Below are 22,995 nucleotides of genomic sequence, written 5' to 3' on the forward strand. Positions count from 1 at the left end.
CAACTATGGGAGGGGCATGTCATGTATTTTGTTGATCGTAATAAAATTGAAGAGATTTTAACATATATGGATGAATTACTTGTATTGTTGGATGAAAACAATTTTTCTACACCGGTTGAGTATCTTGCTCGGGAAAGAATCGTTCACATCTTAATTGAATCAACCCTCGATGTAGGAAATATGATGATTGATGGATTTATTATGCGTGATCCGGGAAGTTATGAAGACATTATCGATATCCTTATTGATGAGAAAGTGATACCGGAAGAAGAGGAAGCAATTTATAAATCATTCATAGAATTAAGGAAAGATATCGTAACGGATTATGTAAATGTGGACCAACAGAAAATCGCAAATACATTACTGAAGAGTACCCCGGCGTTAAAGGAATTTAGTACATATATTAGAACATACTTAAAGAATGAGCTTGGAGTGGCAAATGCTTTCTTAAAAGAGTAAAAAGGTGATAATCATGAAAAAGAAAACCACGAAAGAGAAGCTCTTAATGATTTTGAAAAAAAATAAAGCAATCACCATCGATGGCTTGATGGATTTCTTCACTATATCAGAGCCGGCGATTCGCAAGCATTTACACGAACTTGAAAAGCAAAAGTTAATTAAGAGGAAAGCCCATAAGCAGGAAATTGGCCGGCCGTACTATACATATGAGTTAACGGATAAGGGACATGGAATATTCCCAAATCAATATGAACAATTACCGGTTGAATTACTGGAGGATCTTGAAGAGCTTCACGGACCGGAAACTGTAAAGCAGCTATTATTTAAACGAATGGAACGTGAGGAAGCCAAACTGCTGGCAGAGTTGGATGGCAAGGACTTTGATGAAAAAGTAAATACATTGGTCGAAGTGCAAAATCAAGCGGGTTATATGTTGGAAGTGGAAAGGACTCCTGAAGGTGACTACTTTTTAATAAATTATAACTGTCCGATAGCCAATATTGCCAGACATTACCGTCAAGTTTGTAAGAATGAAAAAATAATGTATAATCATATCTTTGAACATAGTCAGGTAAAGCCGGAAGCATTGATTACGGGTGGTGCCCATGTTTGTAGATGGTTAATAAAAAATCCTGCAGTGGATAGTGGACAGCATAGTTAAAAAGCCGCATACGCGGCTTTTTTTCGTGTTTTATTGTTCAATCGACAATGTTTTCTTGATCGACAGATGAATGCGCTAGACGGCTTGATGCTGCGGCGGCAATGGCACCGACTATATCATCAAGAAATGTATTTACACTACCGCTGGATTTATCATTCAATCTTTTCAAAATTCCCGGCTTCTGTTTGTCGATATAACCGTAATTGGTAAATCCGATTGAGCCATAAACGTTTACAATTGATAAAGCGATAATTTCATCTACTCCATATAAACTCTCATCTGTAACAATGGTTTCAAGCAATGGTTCTTCGAGAAGTTTTTTTTCGGCAAGGACATCGAGTTGAATCCCTGTAATGACAGCATTCTGTACTTCACGCTTTGATAATACTCTGTTGACATTATACCTGCATTCATCCATCGTCAATTCATTATGGTAGCTGGACTGTAAGTAATAAACGAGTTCAGCTATATCATCAATTTTTACACCGCGTTCTTCAAGAAGTTGACGGGCTTTTTTTTCCAAGTCACTTAATTTTACACGCTTTTCCATTCTCATCACCTTTTCAAATGTAGTTAAATCACCGTCAGGGTTCTGTTTATTCGGCACAACTGTTCAGCCATAGGGGAACAGACGGTAGAAATACTTTTTTAATGATTCATGCATTTTGTAACCTTGAACGACGTAACTTTAGTGTTGCTGAATGAAGATTGGATTAACATCATATAGTTCTAGTATACCCCTATATGGTGAGGAGGAACTAATTTTGTCTTTTAGGGAACTATTATCTGATTATTACCAAATACATCCGGAAGAAAAAGTGATGATTGATGATAGGGCGGGCTTTCTATCGGATGGATATTTTTATTTTAACATGGAATCCAGGAACCTTGAAACTATCCAAATGGAACAGACGGTACTTGCTTATTATTTACGAGAAAATGGTATTCGACAAATGGCCTTGCCAATCAAAAATATGAAGGAGGAGTGGTTCACTGAGTATCGTAATAGTAAGTTTTTAATATACCAAGTTACTGAACGCAATATGAAAAGAGAAAGCCCAGGCAGAAGTTTAGCCTTATTTCATCAGATTGGTTCCACCTATGGATTTGAGCCTCAGACAATATCGAGCTACGGTGAGTGGAAAAGGCTCTGGATCGATAAACTTACATTATTTGAAGAGGGGATCCACCAACAAGTGGAGGACCGAAATGCCATCAGCAAAATTTTATTAGATACTCTCCCATATATTATTGGTATGAGTGAAAATGCGATTCAATACCTTCGTGAAACAGAAGAAACCGAAAGCAGATTTTCTGAAATGGATCAAGGTACTGTGACTTTCCTGCGCTTTCAAGATCAGTTTAATCGGGAAGTGCTTTGGCCAGATCAGCTTGGATATGATCATCCAGCTCGAGACTTGGCCGAATACATTCGATTGTTATTGCTTACTGGACAATCAGAAGAAGCACTGCTTGAATTTATAAGAGATTACCAAATAATTAGGCCATTAACTTTATTCAGTTGGCGTTTAGTTTATGCCCGTTTGCTATTTCCAATACATTTATTTGATGCAATGGAACCTCTGTTGATATCGGAGCATCCATCTGGAAAGGAAGAAGAATATCTTCATATGATTGATCGACAAGGTAAGTATGAAGAAAGGCTGCGTGATTTCTTCATGAAGGTTGGCATTGACAAAGGTGAAGCTGGTCTCACTGAGGTGGAATGGCTTTAAAGGCAAAAAGAAAAAAGGCAGTATGTCAACTGCCTTTAAAATACTTGTTCTATTTCTTTGACGCCAGGAACTTCTGCCATTAATGCTCGTTCTATTCCTGCTTTTAATGTAATGGTTGAACTTGGACAGTTACCGCAAGCACCCATCAATCGGAGCATAACAATGCCATCCTCATCCACATCTATTAATTCAACATCGCCACCGTCACGTAATAAAAATGGGCGCAATTTGTTTAATACTTCTTGAACTTGCTCGTGCATAAACCATTTCCCCTTTCGTATCCCTAGTATAAAACGATTGGATTAAAAAATCTATGGTAATTTTATTCTTTATATGAGTTAATTATATTGTACCTTTGCTCATTGATTTTGTAAAATGAAAGAAACTATTGTATCAGAAATCTTAGTGAAAAGCATCGGCCAGATAATGAAGCAGATGGATTGAATTGGTTGCGAAGGCTTTGTATAATAAAAGATATTCAAGATTAGTTAGGGAGGTAATGATATGGTCATTACGTTGACAGATTCTGCAAGAGATCAGATCAAGGAAATGATGAAGGATGAACCAGAGGGAGCACGTCTTCGTTTTGGTATTCAAGGTGGGGGCTGCAGTGGCCTTTCGTACTCCTTAAGTTTCGATGAGCACGTGAATGAGGAATTGGATATAGTGGAAGAAATCAATGAAATACCAGTTGTTCTTTTTAGTCAAGATGTCCCAATCATTGAAGGAACAAAAATTGACTTCAAAGAGAACTTGATGGGTGGCGGCTTCTCCATAGATAATCCTAATGCTATTGTATCCTGTGGTTGCGGTTCTTCTTTCCGTCCAAAGGAATATGAGGGTCCAATTGAAAAATGTTAGTCCTCCTATTGGAACGAACGGGTGGCTCAAACAAGAAAGTCATCGTTAGATAGTATTAATTGATATCGAATTATTGGATAAGCCTAGTGCTGTAGGGTGAATAACAAAAAGACAATCCACTAAGTGTAGGGATTGTCTTTTTTTATATTGTGTTGGGCCTGGACAGGAATCGCCATTTCCAACACAAGAGTAATAACGGAGCTACATCCTGATTAAAACATCTCCATGTCCGTAGAGTGTCTCGGTTGGACGCGAGCTTTCGGATTCATATAACGCATAGCATTATTAACCGCTGTAGGCCCTTCCCCGAAGCCGGTGACAATTAATTTCACCTTGCCATCATAGGTGGTCACATCTCCTGCTGCATAGATGCCAGGGATGTTTGTCTCCATTTTTGAGTTGACGACAATACTGTTTTTCTCTATTTTAATACCCCAGTCTTTAATTGGTCCTAGTGAAGAGATGAAACCATAATTACAGATGATGTCGTCGACTTCTAATGTGATTTTATTTTCTCCTCTTACTTCTTGCAGTGTAATACTGTCAATTTTGTCTGAAGTCGTAATTGATTCAGCAGCGTATGGGGTAATCAATTCAACAGTAGAATTCTTCAATTGCTCTACACTTGATTCATGAGCACGGAATTGATCTCTTCTATGCACTAAGGTTACGCTTTTAGCAATATCCTTAAGCATTAAAGCCCAATCTACTGCAGAATCTCCACCTCCAAGAAGTACAACATTTTTATCTGTAAATTGTTTTAAATCTGTTACATGGTAATGTAAATTAATACCTTCGAAATCTTCACTATTATCGATGTTTAATCGCCTTGGAGTGAAAGCTCCATTACCAGCTGTAATGATGATTGTCTTAGAAAGATGAACTTGACCATTCTCTCCGATAAGTTTGAAGCTGCCGTCTTCTTGTTTTTCAACCTTTTCAATCGCTTCATCTAAAATAATGGTAGGATTAAAAAACTCTACTTGCTTTTCTAAGTTTTTAACAAGGTCTACAGCTTTAATTTTTGGAAAGCCAGCAACATCATATATGTACTTCTCTGGATAAAGGGCAGCGAGTTGCCCACCAGTTTGGGGTAAACTTTCAATAATCTTTACTTTAGCCTGGCGCATACCTCCATAGAAAGCAGTAAATAAACCTGCCGGTCCAGCGCCGATAATCGTTATATCATAAAGTTCTTCAGACAACGGAATTCCCTCTTTCCTTATCTAATATTGTCAACAATCCTATCCTACCATAAAACAAACCTGATTATATACTAACAAGCTCAATTTTTCATTCCATAAAAATCTAGTAATATTACAAAAACGTAACAAAGCATGTTATTTTTGTTACAAATATGTTATAATCTACTGATGTAATTGGTACAGTATAAATAGCCACTGGGACAACAAGAAGACAAAAGCAAAAATGGCTAATGGAGTGTTAACATGTATAAACCACAAATTGTAATTCTAGGGGCGGGCTATAGCGGCTTAATGACTGCAACTAAGTTACAGAAAATATTGCATCGGAATGAAGCTGATATTACATTAGTGAACATAAATGATTATCACTATCAGACATCCTGGTTGCATGAAACTGCAGCTGGTACTTTAAAACCTGAAAGGACAATCATACCTATCAGGGATGTTATAAACCAAGAAAAAATCAATCTCGTAATTGATGAAGTAGTGATGATCAAAGAAAAAGAGAAAATAGTAAAGTTAAAGAACCGTGAACTCTCTTATGATATTTTAGTGATAGGTTTAGGTTTTGAAGCGGAAGCTATTACAAATCCTAATTTGAACGATCATATATTTCCTATAGGGAACCTAAATAATGCCAGGGTTCTTAGAGAGCACCTGGAGTATAACTTTGCGAAGTATGCAAACGAAGAAAAGAAAAACCAAGCGAGACTAAATATTGTGATTGCTGGTGGAGGATTTACAGGTGTTGGCTACGCTGGAGAATTGGTGGACCGAATTCCAGACTTGAGTAAGGAATATGGTGTGGATCGCACTCAAGTCCGGGTGATTTTAGTAGAATGTGAATCTACTATCCTACCAGGTTTCCATAATGAATTCATTAACTATGCAATGAATTCATTGGAATCCCGAGGTGTTGAATTTGTTACAGATGCTGAAATTATAGAGACTAAAGAAGATCGTGTCGTATATGAGAAGTTAGGTAAACGGATTGAATTGCCGACCAAAACCGTTGTATGGGCTGGAGGAGTGCGTGGGAATTCCCTTCTTGAAGAGTCAGGCATCCCTACAAACAATGGCAAAGTAGAAGTAGAAAACAATCTACGTGTCCCAGATAATGAAGCAATATATGTAGTAGGGGACTGTGCCAATATACGTAATCCGGAAACCGGACGACTATATCCGGCAAATGCAGAAATCGCCATTGCCTCAGCGGAAACAGCTGCTGAAAATATCAAAGCACAGATTAATGGGGAAGCCCTCATTCCTTTCCAATTAAATAATAAAACGGTGATTGCTTCACTTGGTACATCAGATGGTGTGGCAGTATCGTTAAACGGCAGGAATAGTTTTGGCTGGAAAGCTAATCTAATGAAAAAAATATGCTTAAATCGTTACTTACTCAGGCTCGGCGGGATTCATCTCTTACTTAAAAAAGGCCGGTTCAACTTCTTCCAAGCGTAAAAGCAGGAAGGTTGTTTATCTTTGCTTTTCTATTTATTTGTTATAAAATAGGCGTGGATATTATGTTCCATGAACGAAAACTATCATTCTGGAGACAATAGTCAACGGAGTGAATGTTTAATTGATTTAACGAAGCGAAGGGAGCCACACCATTGATACAGCTAGTAGTTTCTGTTCTACTTTATTTTGTAATATTCTTCGGGATTGCTTTTATTTTAAATATGCTTTTACGGAGTACTTGGTTAATGTCTTTCCTTTATCCTGTTATAGCAATAATTATTATTGATGGGATTTCAACTTTTGATTACTTGACCAATACGAGTGAGTCTTTTCAAGTACTGGGTGATAGGTTAGCTTCTTTACAGGTTGCCGACTATATCATTATGGGTTCCGGACTTGCCGGTACAATCGTTTCGGGGATCACCATCCGAATTTTGCGTAAGAGTGGATATCGAATGTTTTAGAGCTCAATGATATGAATAGCAGACCAAATTATTGGTCTGCTATTTTATTTGATACTTTTGTAGTTTGTTATAAAGAGTCACCCGCGAGATACCAAGTCTTCGAGCTGCGTCTGATTTATTTCCATTTGTTTGACGTAAAGTTTCTTCAATTAATACTTTTTCAATAGAATCTTTCTCATCTGATAGAGACGAGCTTTTATCATCATCACTTATTTGTGAAGAGGGGATGAGATCAGGGAAGTAATTCAATAAATCATCACTTTCAATTTGGGATTTGTCACAGAGTATGACCAACCTTTCCATCATATTTTTAAGTTCTCGTACATTACCAGGCCATTCATAAGACAAAAGAATTTGCATGGCACTATGATGGAGCACGGGTGTTGGTAATTGATATTTTAAAGCAAACTGTTCGAGAAATAAATCTGTCAAGCTTGGAATATCATCCAAGCGGTCACGTAATGGCGGCATGGTGAGTTGGATGACATTCACTCTGTAATATAGATCGGCACGGAAATTATTCTCAACCATCATCGTCGTAAGATCTTGGTTGGTAGCAGCAATAATACGTACATTCACTTCACGACCGATGGAATCACCTATCCGATAAATACGGTTTTCTTGCAGCACCCGCAGCAATTTTACTTGCATGTCCAACGGAAGCTCACCAATCTCATCGAGAAATAACGTTCCTCCATCTGCCATTTCAATTTTCCCTGCTTTCCCTTCCTTCGATGCCCCGGTAAAAGAACCCGCTTCATAACCGAAAAGTTCGCTCTCAAATAGGGCAGGGGGGATGGCTCCACAGTTAACTGGGATAAACGGTTTGTCGGCTCGAGAGCTCGCTTCATGAATCGCTTGTGCACATACTTCTTTTCCGGTACCGCTTTCACCGAGAATTAAAGTGGTTGCATCGGTTTTTGCAGCCTTTACAGCAATTTGAATGGTATCTAAAAGAGCGGTGCTCCGACCTTTTAACTTGGCAAAAGGGGATTCTTCGTTCACTTGTTTGACTTTCTTTCTTAGTTCATCCAATTCCATCGAAGTTGTTTCCAAGTTATTGCTCAATCGTACAATTTGTGTAATATCTCTCTCTACAGAGACAGCACCAATTAATTCTCCGCTATTATTAAAAATTGGGGTAGTGTTAATGACCACGTGTTTATCTTCTCTGGGACGGTGATAGATATTCTTCACTTGTTCTTTCGTTTCTAGTACTTTCAAAACCATGAGATCTTCTTCCTTAAAGAAATCAGTAATCGATTGATTAATTATTTCTTCTTTTGATATGTTAAAAGTGGCAACGGCAGCATCATTCCAATATAAAACAATTTTATCACGATTAATCACTGTTATTGCATCATCTTCTGTCGAAAGAACTGTTTCTAAAATCAACTGATTTACATTCAACCAATTCGTACCTCCCAAACTGTAAAGTAGTTGTACAATAATTGTACAGATTATTTACACTTGTGTAAATGATAGCGTGTACAATTGTCGTTAACTAAAACTCATATAAAAATAATTTCGTATGAAAGGGCATTCATACGAAGCAATTTCGGAATTAAGATGAATCTCTCCTCTTGATTTGGCATGGTTTTTGCTATAATAATAGTAAGTGCAGTAGCAGAAGTTACAGATTAAATCACAATCTGGAAACTATCGCAAATAAATGTAAGCACTTTCAATGATGCGAATTATCTCAACACTGTAACAGCTGCTAGAATTGGCACACCTTCAAGAGTAACTCAAAAAGGAGAATGTATCATGGCTAACTTAACTCGTGACTTTTTTATTGCACTATCAAATAGTGAATTTCTTAATGAAAATGCACGTAAATGGGGATTCCGTTTAGGTGCGGAAAAATTTGTTGCTGGTACCGACATCTATGCTGCTGCAAAGAAAGTCCGGGAATTGAATCAGCACGGTATCACCGTCACATTGGATAATTTAGGGGAATTTGTATATGACCGTGAGGAGGCTATTGAGGCGAAAAATCAGATCCTTAACGTAATTGAACAAATTCATGAGCTAGAACTCGATAGTCATATTTCTGTTAAACTTACACAAATCGGACTTGATATTGACAAGGACTTTTGCTTGGAAAATATGAGGGATATTGTAGCTAAGGCAAATGAAAATCATATATTTGTCAATATCGATATGGAAAAATTTGTGCATTATCAACCTACTTTGGATCTGTTGAAGGAGCTTCGTAAAGAATACAAAAACGTTGGAACTGTTTTACAAACTTATTTATATCGTACCGAAGAAGATTTGAAAGAATTAAAGGATGTCAGATTACGAATTGTAAAAGGGGCTTATAAAGAGTCCGAAGATGTCGCTTATCAAACCAAAGAAGAAATTGATGCCAACTTTATCAAAGTAGTGAAAGAACGACTGCAAGGAGAAGCTTTCACATCAATTGCAACACATGACCATCATATTATTAATCAAGTGAAAAAATATGTTGAGGAGAACAACATAAATAAAGATAAGTTTGAATTTCAAATGCTATATGGTTTCCGTACAGAGATGCAATATGCTTTGGCGGAAGAGGGATACCGTTTCTGTACGTATATTCCATTCGGCAATGATTGGTTCGGATACTTCATGCGTCGGTTGGCTGAGCGTCCGCAAAATATGAATCTAGTATTGAAGGATACCTTCTACACGAAGGAAAATACGCTCAAAAAAGGACCGGTCGTTGCAGGTGTTGCAGGGATTGCAGCGATTACATTTCTCGTAGGAAGAAAAAAAGCAAGAAATAAATAAACAAAGATAAAGGATTATTTTAATGATGAAATATCGATAAAAGCTCGAGATTCGAGCTTTTTAAATATAATTTAATAAGGGGAGATGGAAAGGATGTCGGATTATACGTATCAGTTAATGGCAATCATATTATATTTCATATGTATGGTATTGATTGGTCTCTTTGGATTCTCAAAGACAAAAAACTTAGGTGACTACATGCTCGGTGGGCGTCAGTTAGGTCCCGTTGCATCTGCTATGAGTGCAGGTGCCTCGGACATGTCTCAGTGGTTGTTAATGGGTCTTCCTGGCGCTTTGTATGTAGCTGGTTTAGTAGAAATATGGATGCCGATAGCGCTCGCTGCTGGAACATGGTTGAATTGGAAAATCGTTGCACCAAGACTTCGTACGTACACACAAGTGGCAAATAATTCGATTACAATTCCGAGTTTCTTGGATAATCGATTTAAAGATAATGCTAAGATATTACGAGTAGTTTCCGGGCTTATTATTTTACTTTATTTTACTTTCTATGTTTCATCTGGAATGGTTGCTGGTGGGGTCTTCTTCGAAAGTGCATTTGATTATAAATATCAAACTGGACTTATGATTGTTGGTGGTGTAACTATTCTTTACACTTTCATAGGCGGATTCTTAGCGGTTAGTTACACTGATGTTGTTCAAGGTACCATGATGTTTTTAGCCCTTATACTAGTTCCTATATTTGGAATTCTAGCCACCGGAGGATTTGGAGAAATGACGGCAAGTGCAATGGAATTTAATCCTGATGCTTTTAGTATCGTATCTGGGACCACTTTCCTGGGAGTCATTTCGTTACTTGCTTGGGGATTAGGTTACTTTGGACAACCACATATCATCATTAGATTCATGGCGATCAAATCAGCTAAAGAAACAAAGGCAGCACGGAGAATTGGTTTTGGTTGGGTTACATTATCACTGGGAGGAGCAGTACTTACAGGCCTGGTTGGATCAGCTTACTTCCAACAAAATCCAGAAATCACTTTAAGTAATCCTGAAGCGGTATTTCTTTCATTAGGACAGATTCTGTTCCACCCATTTATTGCAGGGTTGATGTTGGCTGCAGTTCTCGCAGCTATAATGAGTACAGTTTCTTCTCAGCTTCTTGTTTCATCCTCAGCTCTGGTTGAGGATATTTATAAGACGGTTTTCAAAAAAGAAGCGAGTGATAAGTTTTATGTAAATATGGGAAGGCTAGCCGTATTATTCATTTCAGCGATTGCCATCTACTTTGCTTGGGAACAAAACGATACCATTTTAGGACTTGTGAAATTCGCTTGGGCAGGGTTCGGCGCCTCCTTTGGTCCGGTAATCCTTATGTCCTTGTATTGGAAGAAGTTTACAAGCTCTGGTGCACTTTGGGCAATGATTGTCGGTGCGATTACAGTATTCATTTGGGGTAACACTCCATTAAAAAATTATTTATATGAAATTGTACCTGGTTTTATATTAGCCTTAATTGTTGGATGTGTAGTAAGCAAGCTGACATACAAGCACAATCCAGAAGTAGAGGAAGAGTTTGATGAAGCAGTAAGACTTGCAAAATTTGAGGACTGATTATCACTTAAAAGAGTGAGCATAAATGTTCACTCTTTTTTCTTATTCATGTATGTTATTAATAAAAAAGAAGTAGAGAGTGATTGAATGAAGAAAACAAATGTCCATCGGCTGCTCGACAAAAGAAAGATAGATTATCAGATTCACGAATATCCTTGGACAGAGGAGAGATTGGATGCAAAAACTGCTGCAAGTCAGGCACATATTGATTTGGAAAAAGTATATAAAACTCTCGTAGCAGTTGGAGATAAAACAGGTACTCTTGTGGCTTGCATTAGAGCAGAAGATGAACTTGATCTTAAAGCACTTGCGAAACACAGCGGTAACAAAAAAAGTGGAAATGCTATTAATGAAAAATCTGGAAAAAACAACTGGCTACCTTCGCGGAGGTTGTTCACCTATTGGAATGAAGAAAAGCTTTCCGACATTTATCGATGAGTCTGCAAAGAAATTAGAAACCATCGTTATTTCTGCCGGTGCACGTGGGAGTCAAGTAGAATTATCTCCATATGATTTGGAACAACTCACAGGTGCTGTTTTTAAAAATCTAAAGGTGGATTAATTATAAGATTTTTACATGCTTGTTTTGCCGTAAACTATCATACATTCAAAAATGTCCAGAACAATACAGTAATCTGTAATGTACTGGACATTTCTAAGTTGAATCCAATTATTTTACTTTCTTTTTTCAGCCTGTAATGCAACCTTCACTGTATCGATAAATTCATTCGCTTTTTCCACAGGTGCTTTGGTAAGTAAACTTACGATGATAAAGATACTGGTTGACAAAATTAGTCCCCATATTCCAGATGCCAATCCAAGTGGCTTCCATTGAAAGGCTTCCAAACAGATGACGATAAGCCCAGTAATAATCACACTGGCCAGCACCCCTTTTGCAGTACCACGCTTCCAGAAAAATGTACCGAAAATAGCTGGAACAACGATGATCAAACCAGCGGAAGATGCAACAGACAGCAGAGCGATAATGCTCAATTCCATTTCGGCAAAGAGGTAAGCTAGAATTGCAATGATCGGAATGATGATTTTCCCTATTCGCAGCTGCATCTTATCAGATGACTTTTTCTTAATGTTTCCATAGACATCTTTTGCAAAGACCGATGCTAACGTCAATAGAATGGAGTCGATTGTTGAAATAGCTGCAGCCATAATCCCCACCATGACGATGACCCCAAGTATGGGAGGCACGATGTCAGAAGACAAAAGTAAAGGTGTAGCTAAATCGACGTTTTCTAAGTCAGGAAACATAATCGTTGCTGAAAAGCCCCAAAGAATCGCTACCAACGTATAAATCACTCCGAAAATCATAAAGCCTAAAATCATGATTTTTAAATCTTTCATCGATGCCGGCATGTACAATCGCTGACTGACTTGAGGGTTGGAGAGACTGAAAAACATCCACGGGATTGTCATACCGATAAATGTAAAGAAACTAAAAAATCCATTACCTGGTACACTTAGTGACTCTGGGTATTTTGTTTCTAAAGTATGGAAAAAGCCGTTGAACCCACCCAACCCATTAATCAATATAAGGATGACGAGAGTGGAGGAAATAATCATAAATATTGCTTGTAAGGAGTCGGTCCAGGCAACGGAACGGATGCCTGCAATGTATGAAAATAATATAGCCATTACCGTAGCGATTAGAACTCCGCTAGAAAAGGAAATCCCCCCATTTGTAAGACCTGAAAGCAGATACCCTACTCCTGTCAGCTGCACAGCGCTATACGGAATTAGAAATAGACAGCTTGATATCGCGACAATAATAGCCACTCGCTTGTCTTGATAACGGTCACCCAGCATTTCAGAAGGGGTGACATATCCATATTTTTTACCAACAACCCAAAAACGCGGGCCAAAAAAGGCAATGAGTGAAACTCCCATTAAATATATCAATTCAAATCCAAGCGCCCCAACTCCACCACGGTATGTTAGACCGGCCAGTCCAACTAACATAAAGGCGCTGTAGGTCGTTGCGCTATAGCTTAACGCTGAAACAAACCCTCCAAGTTTCCGGTCTCCAAGAAAATATCCAACCATATTATTTTGGTTACCAGTGCGTGACATGAAAGCAATTAATAAAGAAATGAATATATAAATTGCAATTGCCCACCAGACATAGGAAGTATTCATTCTTCTTTGCCCCAATCTTTAATCATTATATAGTTGACACCGATAACGAGTATGGTCAAGGCTGTCCAAAATAAAAAACTGCCATACCATGCATTTACATTTCTTAGTAATGTGTAAGGTACAACGAAAGCTAAAAGAATTAATATTGTAATTAGGATTGCGTAAGCTTTTTCATTGTGTTTCATGATATTTCCTCCAATCCATTCTGTATATTGGAAATTTTGTGGAATTCATCACATGTTAGCGTAGTTGTTTCATTTAATTCGTTAAATTTTACAAAAACAATCATAACAGAATGCCATTTGAATTGCCACAGAAAGTAAATATTTATATCTCGTTCTTTTCTAGTTAATGTAACCCTCGCTAGTCGTAAAAAACGATACGGATAATAAAGTTTCCCTTTTCTGCAACTTTCTTTTTGAATTGTCGTCTAATGAGAAAAAGGTTGAAAGGGGTCAGCAAGGCATGCGAAAGCTATTTTCACTTTTAGTTCTTGTCTTTTTTCTTTTATCGTGCAGCAACCAAGATTCAGGTGAGATGACAGCTGATATGTCTGTTGAATCGTATGATCGTAGTGGAGCGGATATGGCTGAAGAAAATCTCGCATTTACTGAATCGGCAGATGTTGAAGTAGAGGAGGTCGAAAACAAGTCCGCAGTTAGAGAATCTGAGGGAAATAATCGGAAAGTCATTTATACTGCAGACCTGCAAGTCGAGGTGGAAAGTTACCAGGAAATAACGGAGCATATTCAGAAAGAAACAGAAAGATTGGGAGGCTATATTGTAGAGTCTAATCTGTACAACGATTCAGATGGGAGGAGCGGACAAATAACAGTTCGTATACCGCAAGAAGACTTCCGAACTTTTATAGAAATAGTTGAAAAAGGGAGTACGAAGGTAGTGGAACAAACTGTTTCCGGTCAAGATGTAACAGAGGAGTTTGTGGATTTAGAGTCAAGAATGAAATCAAAACGCCAAGTCGAAGAAAGGTTACTTGAGTTTTTGACAAATGCTGAGAAAACAGAAGACCTATTAAAAATATCTAATGATTTGGCTGACATTCAAGAAGAGATTGAAACCTTGATAGGCAGGATGAATTACTTGCAGGATAAAACAGACTTTTCTACGGTTACGATAAGGATATATGAAAACAATGTAACACTATCATCTATTGATGATGATGACCTGAATACTTGGGAAGAAACGAAAAAGCAATTCATGAGAAGTGTAAACTTTGTCATCTCCGTTTTTTCTGGAATAATAGTATTCTTCATTGGCAATCTTCCTGTGTTTTTATTAGTAGGTGTTTTACTTTTAATTGGTTTTCTTACATGGCGAAGGAAAAGAAAATCTGAGAAATCCTAGGCTAGACCTAGGGTTTTTCCGTTTTCTGTAGATAAAGTAAAAATATTTTGATTATATATAAGCTAGTGTTAAAATGATAGAAATAATATATGCATCTGGAGGAGAATAATGGAAACTTTAGAAGTAGGGCGAGCGAGGTTGACATGGCTTAAAGGGGGAGTCAATCATCTGGATGGAGGTGCTATGTTTGGTGTTGTACCAAAAGCATTATGGTCTAGGAAATATCCATCCAATGAGAAGAATCAAATCGAGCTTCGTACCGATCCAATCTTACTGCAGTTAGATGGTAAAAACTTTTTAATAGATGCTGGGCTTGGAACCGACAAATTGACTGAAAAGCAAATTCACAATTTTGGAGCAGTTGAGCTTTCGTTTGTTGAAGAGTCTTTGGGAGAATTGGGACTTTTACCAACAGATATCGATGCTGTTTTGATGACCCACTTGCATTTTGATCATGCTAGTGGTTTATCGAAACGAGTTGGAGATGAATATGATTCGATTTTCACTAATGCAGTCATTTATACAACTGCAATTGAGTGGGAAGAAATGCGTAATCCTAATATACGATCTGTAAATACATATTGGGAAATAAATTGGCAGCCTATCGAGGATCAGGTCGAGACGTTTGCCGATGAACTGAAGATAGTAGATGGTTTACGAATGATCCATACTGGTGGTCATAGTGAAGGGCACGCCATCATCATTTTCGAGGATGGAGATGATTGCTTCATTCATATGGGGGATATCATGCCGACCATTGCCCATCAAAATAAACTATGGGTATTAGCTTATGATGATTATCCAGTGACATCCGTTCACGAGAAGGAAGAATGGATGGAATTTGGATACAGCAAAGAAGCTTGGTATACATTTTATCATGATGCATATTACCGAGCAGTCAGATTTAATGAAAGCGGCGAGATAATGGATGAGTTGAAAAGAAAACGTTATGAGTATAAGGTATAAAAAAGAAGCGCTTTCTAAAAGAAGCGCTTCTTTTTGATTAAGCAGTTTCAGCAGAAGCGATGATGCCGCCTGTTTCCACATCCACATAAAATTCATATTGTTTATTGTTGCCATCGATATTTCTGGTGATGCCTCCACGGTAAGCCTGATAAACAAGGCCGTTTTTCTCCACCTCTTCCGGTTTCATATAAATCCATGAACCGCTTATTGGACCAGTACGTTTAAAGGCTTCTTTTGCATTGCTCAACGCCTTCTCAGGTGTGATCTGTTGCTTTTGTTCCAGTTGGTCTCTAAGTAAGTATCCTACCGCAAAGCCAATGCCTGCAGCAAGTATGAGATTTCGTTTTTTCAATTCGTTCCACCTCTCAATTATGAAATAAACATCAATCCTGTTTTAAGTATACCTTACTTGTCGGAAAAATTAAAATTGCAGCTAACAACAGGATAGTGGAAAGCAGAATAACATATCCGTTATACTAATAGAGAATGAATAAAATACAGAAAATATATAAAAAGGGGCTTGAACATGAATCAGGAAACCTTGGATCTTTTTAAAAATCTAACTGAATTACAAGGGGCACCGGGAAACGAGCATGCTGTCCGGGCTTTTATGAAAAAAGAATTAGAAAAATATGCCGATGAAATTGTCCAAGATAATCTTGGGGGAATTTTTGGAGTTAAACGTGGAGAAGGCCCACGTGTTATGGTTGCTGGACATATGGACGAAGTAGGCTTTATGGTTACTCAAATTACGAAAAATGGTATGATCCGTTTTCAACCATTAGGTGGTTGGTGGAACCAAGTCATGCTTGCTCAGCGCGTTCAAGTAATGACAGAAAACGGACCGATTATCGGTGTAATTTCTTCGATACCGCCACATTTATTAACAGATGCACAACGGAAGAAACCGATGGAAATTAAAAATATGTTGATTGATATTGGAGCCGATGACAGGGAAGATGCTGAAAAGATAGGTGTGAAGCCTGGAGATTCAATCGTTCCGGTAACTCCATTCCAACCGATGGCTAATGAAAAGAAGATTCTTGCTAAAGCTTGGGACAACCGATATGGCTGTGGTCTATCCATTGAACTTTTGAAAGAATTACAAGGTGAAACGTTGCCGAATGAACTATACTCGGGTGCGACAGTCCAAGAAGAGGTGGGCTTACGTGGTGCACAAGTAGCTGCTAATATGATTCAGCCGGATATTGCTTACGTATTGGATGCTTCACCGGCAAATGATGCATCAGGAGATAAAAATGCATTTGGTCAACTTGGTAAAGGTGCCCTAGTTCGTATTTTTGACCGAACCATGGTGACACATCGCGGAATGAGAGAATTTGTGCTCGATACTGCTGAGAGCAATAACATTCCTTATCAATACTTTATTTCACAAGGAGGTACGGATGCAGGTAGAATCCACCTTTCCAATAATGGTGTACCAAGTGCTGTAATCGGAATTTGTTCAAGATACATTCATACATCAGCTTCGATTATTCATATCGATGATTATGCTGCTGCTAAAGAATTGCTTGTTAAACTAGTGAAAAATACAGATCAAAACACCGTTGATACCATCAGGAGCAATAGTTAGCAATAAATTGCTGTGATGGAGGGAGACTTCATTCCGTAGAGTCTAAGTTTTGCACAGTATGATGAGTTACGGGTTGTATACTCTTTAGGTTTATAATGGAGTGTACCGCCCGTAATTGCGTGATGAATGTGTGATTTCAATACTTCAATGATGAGGTGAAACATGAAACTGATTTTAGGTTCAAAAAATCCCACTAAAATTCGAGCATGCAAAGCGGTTTTTCCAGAACACGAGGTAATAGGAGTTTCAGTAGCGTCGAATGTTTCTCCTCAACCATCTACTGATGAAGAGACGAGACAAGGTTCGATTAATCGTGCGCTTGCTTCTATTAGCAGCAAGGATGCTGATATGGGGGTAGGTCTTGAAGGTGGAGTGATGCTTTTGGAAGGTCGACTCTATCTTTGTAACTGGGGAGCTCTTGTAACATCAAATGGAGACATTTATACAGCTAGCGGAGCACGAATCGAGCTGCCGATTGACTTTGTTCCCGAGTTAAATTCGGGCAAGGAACTTGGTGAAATCATGGAAGCCTATTCCAAAAAAGAGGACGTCAGATCTAACGAAGGTGCAGTTGGTATATTCACCAATGATATAGTTGATCGAAGTGAGATGTTTACCCATGTTATGCAACTACTTCGAGGTCAGATGGAGTATTGGTCGAGATAAAGTGCAAATGAAAATGGAGTGCACCAATTTGCACTCCATTTTCACTTATTCAAAGATATATGCAAGTACTTCTAATGCTTGATCCACTGTTTCAACCGTAATATTTGCTTTATTTGAAAGTTCTTTTAGTGGATGGATATGCTCTTCTGGACGAACAATAATGGTTGGCTTGTTCATCGTAATTGCAGCAGATGCATCCATTGCAGTGTTCCATTGCTTATATTTCTCGCCGAATAGGGCAATAACAACATCCGATTTTTGCATAAGTACTTGTGTTCTTAAATTGTTTACTGCTGAAGCAGCATCATCTCGATAATATTTACCTGGTTGTTCTCCGAGAATCTTCTCACCAATTGCATCTGATAGATCATGGTTTGTTTGAGGACCGACAAACGTAAGCGGTAAGTTTTTTTCTTTTGCCTTAGCCTTTACTTGATCACGCCAGTCCGTATGAATTTCTCCAGCTAAATAAACTGTAAGTTCCATTTCTGCACCTCCAATATTATTCCTATATACATACTACCTAATTGTGTGAGTATTGTTAAATGATTCATCCTATGCTCAGTGGAATCTAGTCGAATTTGTTTCCGGCAGAGGCTTGAGGATTGAAACAGATGAAAATGAAAGCTATGATAGAAAAAAGGAGTGGTCACTAGTGAAACAATTACAATCTGTTAAAGAATTTAATGAACTAAAAAATAATCAGCAAGTTATCTTTATGTTTTCAGCAGGATGGTGTCCTGACTGTCGAGTCATTGAGCCAATATTGCCTGAAATTGAAGAAAAGTATCCTGAATATACATTTGTTGAAGTAAATCGTGATGAATTTATGGAACTAGCGCAAGAAAATGATATATTCGGTATCCCAAGCTTTTTAGCATTTAAAGAGGGTGCTGAAGTAGGCCGTTTTGTAAGCAAAGACCGGAAGACGAAGGAAGAAATCATTTCGTTTATCGATGGCTTTTCGAAATAAGGATATGAGGGGGTACCATCGATGGCTAAGTTAACCAGTACTAAATTGCGAGACATAATAAAAGAACGTCTATCTGCTGACAAATACCAATTCCGTTTTAACCGTAAAGAAGACACATTAAGAGTAGAGTGGAAAGATTCAAAGCAGGGTATGACGTTAACTTTACCTAGTATCATCGCAAAATATGATACACGAGGTGAAGAAGTAATTAACGAAGTGGTGGAACATATTGAGGAAGCTTTAAGAATGATGAAGATGGAAGTCGAACTCACAGGTAAGGAGAAACAAATATTTCCTGTTATTCGCTCCACATCATTTCCCAAAAAGACGAATGCTGGTACAGCACTCGTTTATAAAGATCATACGGCAGAAACGAGAATTTTCTACGCTTTAGATGAAGGTAAATCATACCGATTGATTGATGAGGTTTTATTAAAAGAAGCGGGCTGGTCACAGCAACATTTGGAGGAAATTGCGATGTTCAATGCCAGATCCCTTTCTACTAAATATAAAGTAGACCGGGTGGCAGGGAATGATTTTTACTTCATTGCCACTCAAGATGGCTATGATGCATCTCGAATTCTTAATGAAGCCTTTCTGGATGAAATGAGCGAGAAGGTTAAAGGTGATATGACTGTTGCTACACCACATCAAGATGTTCTCATTATAGCAGACATTCAAAACAAAACCGGGTATGATATATTGGCACAGCTTACGATGAAGTACTTCACAGAAGGTCGGATACCAGTCACTTCTCTACCGTTTATTTATGAAAATAAAAAACTGGAACCAATATTCATCCTTGCAAAAAATCGACCAGAGAAGGAATAGAGAGGAAGATATAATAATGAACGTATTTTACAATCCAAAAGGTGTTGGCGATGTCCTGATCATACCAATTGAAGAAGGTGACCGCTATGAATATAGTTACGAAACGTATGGAGATATTGTCCGTATTATCGGCGAAGGTGGAAAAGTATTAGGTTACAATATCTTCAACGCAACGAAAAATTTTGACATAGAACAGACAGGTGCAATAAAACTTACAGAGGATTTCTTGAGTAAAATCCAGGAACTCTTTTATAAAAATGATGTGAAAGATGAGCTCAACTTTGATCTTAGCCCGAAGTTTGTCGTTGGCTACGTGGAAGAAAAGCAACCCCACGAAAATGCAGATAAGCTCAATGTTTGTAAAGTTGACGTAGGGAACGAAGTGTTACAGATCGTTTGCGGTGCACCGAATGTCGATGCGGGTCAGAAGGTAGTTGTTGCAAAAGTTGGTGCAACTATGCCTAGCGGATTGCGTATTAAGCCATCCGAACTACGCGGAGTACCTTCTAATGGTATGATTTGCTCCCAAAAAGAATTAGGGTTACCAAATGCTCCGGAAGAAAAAGGGATTTATGTACTTGATGATAGTTATCAGGTTGGTGAAGAATTTACTTTTTAACTTCATATCTTTGAAACACACACTATTATTTGGATAGCGTGTGTTTTTTTTGACGTCTGTCATACAGATTTAATTTTTTTATGACAACATTTGTTATAAAAAACTGGTAAAATAGATAGGTAACATGGAATGTTAGAGAAATGAGTGAAAGAAATGATTAAGAATCTATTGGAAAAAATGAAAAGTATATTTAAAGATGATGATGAAATTCAGGAACATACACAACCAACCACCCAACGTCAGGAAATAAAAGCGAGAATGACATATCAATATCCTGAGAAGAAATTCCGTTTTCCAGTAATACCTGACCATGTCGATGTTCCTGAGAAAGATAAACAATCACCTGCTTATGTGCGTAGGAAAAGAAGAGAGACTCCAGTTTCTCCACAAACTCCACAAAAGGAGATCAAAAAGACAAAGTCAACAGAACCGCATACCAGGAAAGTTATTCGGGATGAAAATGCTCCACCGTTTGAAGTAAGTAAAGTTCCATCACCTGTTTATGGATTTCAGAAACAGAAGAATAAAGAGACTGATCACGATATACCTACTTTTGTTCGGAAACGAGAAGAGCAATTAAAGAAAGAAGAAGAGAGTAAAATAATTGAAGCACTAGAATTAAAAGAAGAAGTGAACATAGAAGAAGATAAAGTAATTGAAGAAATAATGGCGGAAGATGAAATAGTTCTACAAGCAGAGACCGAACATATTGAAGAAATACAAGAAGAAATATCCTCGACCAACTTGGGTGAAGCTGAAGTAGCATCGTCCTTGGAAATTCCAGAGCAGGAAGAGGAACCAGTATTAGAAGCCAGACAAGCACCTAAAGAAGATATTAAGACCATTCAACAATTGGCGAAGGAAGAAATGGAGAATGAATCTACTCCCAAGAAGCACGAACAACGGCCAAGTAAACGGAGTAAGAAACGAGAAAGTAAAAATAATTCCGCTAAGGTACCGTTCAATGTAATTATGACACCGTTAGACCGGGCAAGATATCAACAAAAACAGGCATCGAGACAACAATTTGCAGAGCGACCTATTGAAAGACCGAAACATGAAACAGCGCAGAACTCTGAAGAGAATATGGATAGTAAACAGCATGCTATACAGAGGATAGGAGAGCAGGAAGAACCAACTACTAAAAATACGACGGAAAATGCTGTCGCAATTGAACGTCCGGAAGATATCCAAATTCCAATTCATCTGTTGAATGATCCAGAGGTTGAGGATTTTACTCATGAACATTGGATTGATGAACAGCAAAATTTATTGGAGCAGACACTGAAGCATTTCCACGTAGCGGCTAAAGTCGTCAAAGCAACTCAAGGGCCAACTGTAACAAGATTTGAGGTCCAACCAGAATTAGGTGTCAAGGTTAGTAAGATCCGAAATCTAAGTGATGACCTGAAATTGAATATGGCTGCTAAGGATATTCGGATTGAAGCGCCGATTCCAGGGAAAAATACGGTTGGTATCGAAGTACCGAATCCTCATCCACAAATGGTTGGTTTCCAGGAGATTGTCGATACAGAAGAATTTAAAAAGAATCCATCACCTCTTGCTATTGGATTAGGACTTACTATTGAGGGAGAACCAAAGATAACAAATATCCAAAAAATGCCACATGGCTTAATTGCTGGGGCAACTGGATCTGGTAAGAGTGTTTGTATCAATACGATTCTTATCAGCATCCTGTATAAAGCAAGTCATGAAGATGTGAAATTTTTAATGATTGATCCAAAAATGGTTGAGCTAGCTCCGTATAATGGAATCCCACACTTGGTTTCTCCGGTCATTACCGATGTCAAAGCTGCAACCCAAAGCTTAAAATGGGCTGTGCAAGAAATGGAAGACCGGTACGAACGGTTTGTTGAAGAAGGAGTAAGGGACATTGAACGGTATAACCGTAAAGTATTGAGCGACGGTAGAACGGATCGTAAAATGCCATACATCGTCATCGTCATTGATGAGTTGGCCGATTTAATGATGATGTCACCACAAGATGTTGAGAGTGCAATCAGCCGTATTGCACAAAAAGCAAGGGCTTGTGGAATTCATCTCTTGCTTGCAACACAACGACCTTCTGTGGATGTTATCACCGGGCTGATTAAAGCAAATATACCTACACGAATCGCTTTTAGTGTATCTTCTCAAGTCGACTCCCGTACTATCTTGGATGCAAGTGGAGCAGAAAAACTTCTAGGTAGGGGAGACATGCTGTTTATGGAGAACGGTACAGGGAAAAGTGTCAGATTACAAGGACCATTTGTTTCCGATGATGAAATTGAAAGAGTCACTGCTTACGTGAGGCAAATTGCAGAACCTGAATATTTATTTGAACAAGAACAATTACTGGAACAGATCGAGTTTGAAGAAGATGAGGATGAGCTGCTGGAAGAGGCAATTCAGTTTGTTATTCGACAACAGTCGGCAAGCACCTCGATGCTGCAGCGTCATTTTAAGGTTGGTTATAATCGTGCAGCCCGTTTGATAGATACAATGGAGGCGAGGGGAATCATCTCAGGGCAGAATGGAAGCAAGCCTAGAGACGTCCTCGTTAATGAAATAACTGTCGAATAAAGTTTAATATTTGTCTCGCTTATAATAATTATATATGATGTTGGTAT

Annotated in this window: 24 protein-coding genes and 1 pseudogene; 17 read left to right on the plus strand and 8 right to left on the minus strand. The window is 38.2% G+C overall.

Annotation, left to right across the window (positions count from 1 at the left end; all coding sequences use genetic code 11):
- Positions 1-21: 21 nt before the first annotated feature.
- Positions 22-459, plus strand: coding sequence for a DUF86 domain-containing protein (locus M3210_RS03600; RefSeq protein ID WP_251511574.1), 438 nt, complete (start codon positions 22-24; stop codon positions 457-459).
- Between the two features lie 13 nt (positions 460-472).
- On the plus strand, positions 473-1,120 hold the full coding sequence (locus tag M3210_RS03605; RefSeq protein ID WP_251511576.1) for a helix-turn-helix transcriptional regulator: 648 nt from the start codon (positions 473-475) through the stop codon (positions 1,118-1,120).
- Positions 1,121-1,157: 37 nt separating this feature from the next.
- On the opposite strand, the gene M3210_RS03610 is transcribed toward M3210_RS03605, so the two are convergent.
- Complete coding sequence (locus M3210_RS03610; RefSeq protein ID WP_251511720.1) at positions 1,158-1,670, minus strand: phosphatidylglycerophosphatase A family protein; 513 nt, start codon at positions 1,668-1,670, stop codon at positions 1,158-1,160.
- A gap of 214 nt (positions 1,671-1,884) precedes the next feature.
- Between M3210_RS03610 and M3210_RS03615 the strand changes: the two genes are divergently transcribed.
- Entirely contained in the window at positions 1,885-2,856 is a 972-nt protein-coding gene (locus tag M3210_RS03615) for a protein kinase family protein (protein ID WP_251511579.1), read from the plus strand.
- Between the two features lie 35 nt (positions 2,857-2,891).
- Here the strand turns inward: M3210_RS03615 and M3210_RS03620 are convergent, their stop codons facing one another.
- Positions 2,892-3,116 (minus strand): NifU family protein, encoded by a 225-nt coding sequence (locus tag M3210_RS03620; RefSeq protein ID WP_251511583.1) that lies wholly within the window; start codon positions 3,114-3,116, stop codon positions 2,892-2,894.
- 244 nt (positions 3,117-3,360) lie between these two features.
- Here M3210_RS03620 and M3210_RS03625 point away from each other — a divergent pair, with 244 nt between their 5' ends.
- Complete coding sequence (locus tag M3210_RS03625; protein WP_251511588.1) at positions 3,361-3,717, plus strand: HesB/IscA family protein; 357 nt, start codon at positions 3,361-3,363, stop codon at positions 3,715-3,717.
- Between the two features lie 212 nt (positions 3,718-3,929).
- Here M3210_RS03625 and M3210_RS03630 read toward each other — a convergent pair whose 3' ends face one another.
- On the minus strand, positions 3,930-4,922 hold the full coding sequence (locus tag M3210_RS03630) for an NAD(P)/FAD-dependent oxidoreductase (protein ID WP_251511591.1): 993 nt from the start codon (positions 4,920-4,922) through the stop codon (positions 3,930-3,932).
- A gap of 243 nt (positions 4,923-5,165) precedes the next feature.
- On the opposite strand from M3210_RS03630, the gene M3210_RS03635 reads away from it, so the two are divergent.
- The gene (locus tag M3210_RS03635; RefSeq protein ID WP_251511594.1) at positions 5,166-6,386 is read left to right on the plus strand and encodes an NAD(P)/FAD-dependent oxidoreductase; all 1,221 of its coding nucleotides are present in this window, start codon (positions 5,166-5,168) and stop codon (positions 6,384-6,386) included.
- 152 nt (positions 6,387-6,538) lie between these two features.
- On the plus strand, positions 6,539-6,850 hold the full coding sequence (locus tag M3210_RS03640; RefSeq protein ID WP_251511596.1) for a YuiB family protein: 312 nt from the start codon (positions 6,539-6,541) through the stop codon (positions 6,848-6,850).
- Positions 6,851-6,889: 39 nt separating this feature from the next.
- On the opposite strand, the gene M3210_RS03645 is transcribed toward M3210_RS03640, so the two are convergent.
- A complete protein-coding gene (locus M3210_RS03645) occupies positions 6,890-8,260 on the minus strand; it encodes a sigma-54 interaction domain-containing protein (RefSeq protein WP_251511599.1) in 1,371 nt (456 codons plus the stop codon).
- 357 nt (positions 8,261-8,617) lie between these two features.
- On the opposite strand from M3210_RS03645, the gene M3210_RS03650 reads away from it, so the two are divergent.
- The 3 genes and pseudogenes from M3210_RS03650 to ybaK all read left to right on the plus strand — a co-directional run bounded on the left by M3210_RS03650 (position 8,618) and on the right by ybaK (position 11,762).
- On the plus strand, positions 8,618-9,625 hold the full coding sequence (locus M3210_RS03650) for a proline dehydrogenase family protein (protein ID WP_251511602.1): 1,008 nt from the start codon (positions 8,618-8,620) through the stop codon (positions 9,623-9,625).
- Between the two features lie 93 nt (positions 9,626-9,718).
- Positions 9,719-11,200: a sodium/proline symporter PutP gene (putP, locus tag M3210_RS03655; protein ID WP_251511605.1), complete on the plus strand. Its 1,482-nt coding sequence runs from the start codon at positions 9,719-9,721 to the stop codon at positions 11,198-11,200.
- Between the two features lie 87 nt (positions 11,201-11,287).
- Positions 11,288-11,762, plus strand: a pseudogene (ybaK, locus tag M3210_RS03660) (Cys-tRNA(Pro) deacylase).
- A 113-nt stretch (positions 11,763-11,875) separates the two neighbouring features.
- Here ybaK and M3210_RS03665 read toward each other — a convergent pair.
- Positions 11,876-13,351: a sodium:solute symporter family protein gene (locus tag M3210_RS03665; RefSeq protein WP_251511610.1), complete on the minus strand. Its 1,476-nt coding sequence runs from the start codon at positions 13,349-13,351 to the stop codon at positions 11,876-11,878.
- Entirely contained in the window at positions 13,348-13,536 is a 189-nt protein-coding gene (locus M3210_RS03670) for a hypothetical protein (RefSeq protein ID WP_251511614.1), read from the minus strand. The genes M3210_RS03665 and M3210_RS03670 overlap by 4 nt, the downstream gene beginning before the upstream one ends.
- A 280-nt stretch (positions 13,537-13,816) precedes the next feature.
- Between M3210_RS03670 and M3210_RS03675 the strand changes: the two genes are divergently transcribed.
- Positions 13,817-14,716: a DUF4349 domain-containing protein gene (locus M3210_RS03675; protein ID WP_251511617.1), complete on the plus strand. Its 900-nt coding sequence runs from the start codon at positions 13,817-13,819 to the stop codon at positions 14,714-14,716.
- A 108-nt stretch (positions 14,717-14,824) separates the two neighbouring features.
- Positions 14,825-15,682 carry a YtnP family quorum-quenching lactonase gene (locus M3210_RS03680; RefSeq protein ID WP_251511621.1) on the plus strand — a complete coding sequence of 286 codons (858 nt, stop codon included), beginning with the start codon at positions 14,825-14,827 and terminating at the stop codon, positions 15,680-15,682.
- Between the two features lie 37 nt (positions 15,683-15,719).
- Here M3210_RS03680 and M3210_RS03685 read toward each other — a convergent pair whose 3' ends face one another.
- Complete coding sequence (locus M3210_RS03685; protein ID WP_251511623.1) at positions 15,720-16,034, minus strand: PepSY domain-containing protein; 315 nt, start codon at positions 16,032-16,034, stop codon at positions 15,720-15,722.
- A gap of 174 nt (positions 16,035-16,208) precedes the next feature.
- Between M3210_RS03685 and M3210_RS03690 the strand changes: the two genes are divergently transcribed.
- On the plus strand, positions 16,209-17,276 hold the full coding sequence (locus M3210_RS03690) for a M42 family metallopeptidase (RefSeq protein WP_251511625.1): 1,068 nt from the start codon (positions 16,209-16,211) through the stop codon (positions 17,274-17,276).
- Positions 17,277-17,438: 162 nt separating this feature from the next.
- Positions 17,439-17,942, plus strand: coding sequence for a DUF84 family protein (locus M3210_RS03695; protein ID WP_251511628.1), 504 nt, complete (start codon positions 17,439-17,441; stop codon positions 17,940-17,942).
- A gap of 45 nt (positions 17,943-17,987) precedes the next feature.
- Here the strand turns inward: M3210_RS03695 and M3210_RS03700 are convergent, their stop codons facing one another.
- Positions 17,988-18,428, minus strand: coding sequence for a YtoQ family protein (locus M3210_RS03700; protein WP_251511631.1), 441 nt, complete (start codon positions 18,426-18,428; stop codon positions 17,988-17,990).
- Positions 18,429-18,597: 169 nt separating this feature from the next.
- On the opposite strand from M3210_RS03700, the gene M3210_RS03705 reads away from it, so the two are divergent.
- From M3210_RS03705 to M3210_RS03720, 4 genes are all read left to right on the plus strand, one after another.
- The gene (locus M3210_RS03705) at positions 18,598-18,915 is read left to right on the plus strand and encodes a thioredoxin family protein (protein WP_251511632.1); all 318 of its coding nucleotides are present in this window, start codon (positions 18,598-18,600) and stop codon (positions 18,913-18,915) included.
- A 21-nt stretch (positions 18,916-18,936) separates the two neighbouring features.
- Complete coding sequence (locus tag M3210_RS03710) at positions 18,937-19,746, plus strand: DUF1444 domain-containing protein (protein WP_251511633.1); 810 nt, start codon at positions 18,937-18,939, stop codon at positions 19,744-19,746.
- 16 nt (positions 19,747-19,762) lie between these two features.
- Entirely contained in the window at positions 19,763-20,365 is a 603-nt protein-coding gene (gene ytpR, locus M3210_RS03715; RefSeq protein WP_251511634.1) for a YtpR family tRNA-binding protein, read from the plus strand.
- 153 nt (positions 20,366-20,518) lie between these two features.
- The gene (locus M3210_RS03720; protein WP_251511635.1) at positions 20,519-22,948 is read left to right on the plus strand and encodes a DNA translocase FtsK; all 2,430 of its coding nucleotides are present in this window, start codon (positions 20,519-20,521) and stop codon (positions 22,946-22,948) included.
- The last annotated feature ends 47 nt before the right edge of the window (positions 22,949-22,995 follow it).

This window comes from Oceanobacillus luteolus, from assembly GCF_023715655.1.
GTDB lineage: Bacteria > Bacillota > Bacilli > Bacillales > Amphibacillaceae > Oceanobacillus > Oceanobacillus luteolus.

What these genes read in the sequence shown, in the direction of transcription:
- M3210_RS03600 (WP_251511574.1), top strand. Translation starts at nt 22, where the DNA reads ATGTATTTTGTTGATCGTAATAAAATTGAAGAGATTTTAACATATATG.
- M3210_RS03605 (WP_251511576.1), top strand. Translation starts at nt 473, where the DNA reads ATGAAAAAGAAAACCACGAAAGAGAAGCTCTTAATGATTTTGAAAAAA.
- M3210_RS03610 (WP_251511720.1), bottom strand. Translation starts at nt 1,670, where the DNA reads ATGGAAAAGCGTGTAAAATTAAGTGACTTGGAAAAAAAAGCCCGTCAA.
- M3210_RS03620 (WP_251511583.1), bottom strand. Translation starts at nt 3,116, where the DNA reads ATGCACGAGCAAGTTCAAGAAGTATTAAACAAATTGCGCCCATTTTTA.
- M3210_RS03625 (WP_251511588.1), top strand. Translation starts at nt 3,361, where the DNA reads ATGGTCATTACGTTGACAGATTCTGCAAGAGATCAGATCAAGGAAATG.
- M3210_RS03635 (WP_251511594.1), top strand. Translation starts at nt 5,166, where the DNA reads ATGTATAAACCACAAATTGTAATTCTAGGGGCGGGCTATAGCGGCTTA.
- M3210_RS03650 (WP_251511602.1), top strand. Translation starts at nt 8,618, where the DNA reads ATGGCTAACTTAACTCGTGACTTTTTTATTGCACTATCAAATAGTGAA.
- putP (WP_251511605.1), top strand. Translation starts at nt 9,719, where the DNA reads ATGTCGGATTATACGTATCAGTTAATGGCAATCATATTATATTTCATA.
- M3210_RS03665 (WP_251511610.1), bottom strand. Translation starts at nt 13,351, where the DNA reads ATGAATACTTCCTATGTCTGGTGGGCAATTGCAATTTATATATTCATT.
- M3210_RS03670 (WP_251511614.1), bottom strand. Translation starts at nt 13,536, where the DNA reads ATGAAACACAATGAAAAAGCTTACGCAATCCTAATTACAATATTAATT.
- M3210_RS03675 (WP_251511617.1), top strand. Translation starts at nt 13,817, where the DNA reads ATGCGAAAGCTATTTTCACTTTTAGTTCTTGTCTTTTTTCTTTTATCG.
- M3210_RS03680 (WP_251511621.1), top strand. Translation starts at nt 14,825, where the DNA reads ATGGAAACTTTAGAAGTAGGGCGAGCGAGGTTGACATGGCTTAAAGGG.
- M3210_RS03690 (WP_251511625.1), top strand. Translation starts at nt 16,209, where the DNA reads ATGAATCAGGAAACCTTGGATCTTTTTAAAAATCTAACTGAATTACAA.
- M3210_RS03695 (WP_251511628.1), top strand. Translation starts at nt 17,439, where the DNA reads ATGAAACTGATTTTAGGTTCAAAAAATCCCACTAAAATTCGAGCATGC.
- M3210_RS03700 (WP_251511631.1), bottom strand. Translation starts at nt 18,428, where the DNA reads ATGGAACTTACAGTTTATTTAGCTGGAGAAATTCATACGGACTGGCGT.
- M3210_RS03710 (WP_251511633.1), top strand. Translation starts at nt 18,937, where the DNA reads ATGGCTAAGTTAACCAGTACTAAATTGCGAGACATAATAAAAGAACGT.
- ytpR (WP_251511634.1), top strand. Translation starts at nt 19,763, where the DNA reads ATGAACGTATTTTACAATCCAAAAGGTGTTGGCGATGTCCTGATCATA.
- M3210_RS03720 (WP_251511635.1), top strand. Translation starts at nt 20,519, where the DNA reads ATGATTAAGAATCTATTGGAAAAAATGAAAAGTATATTTAAAGATGAT.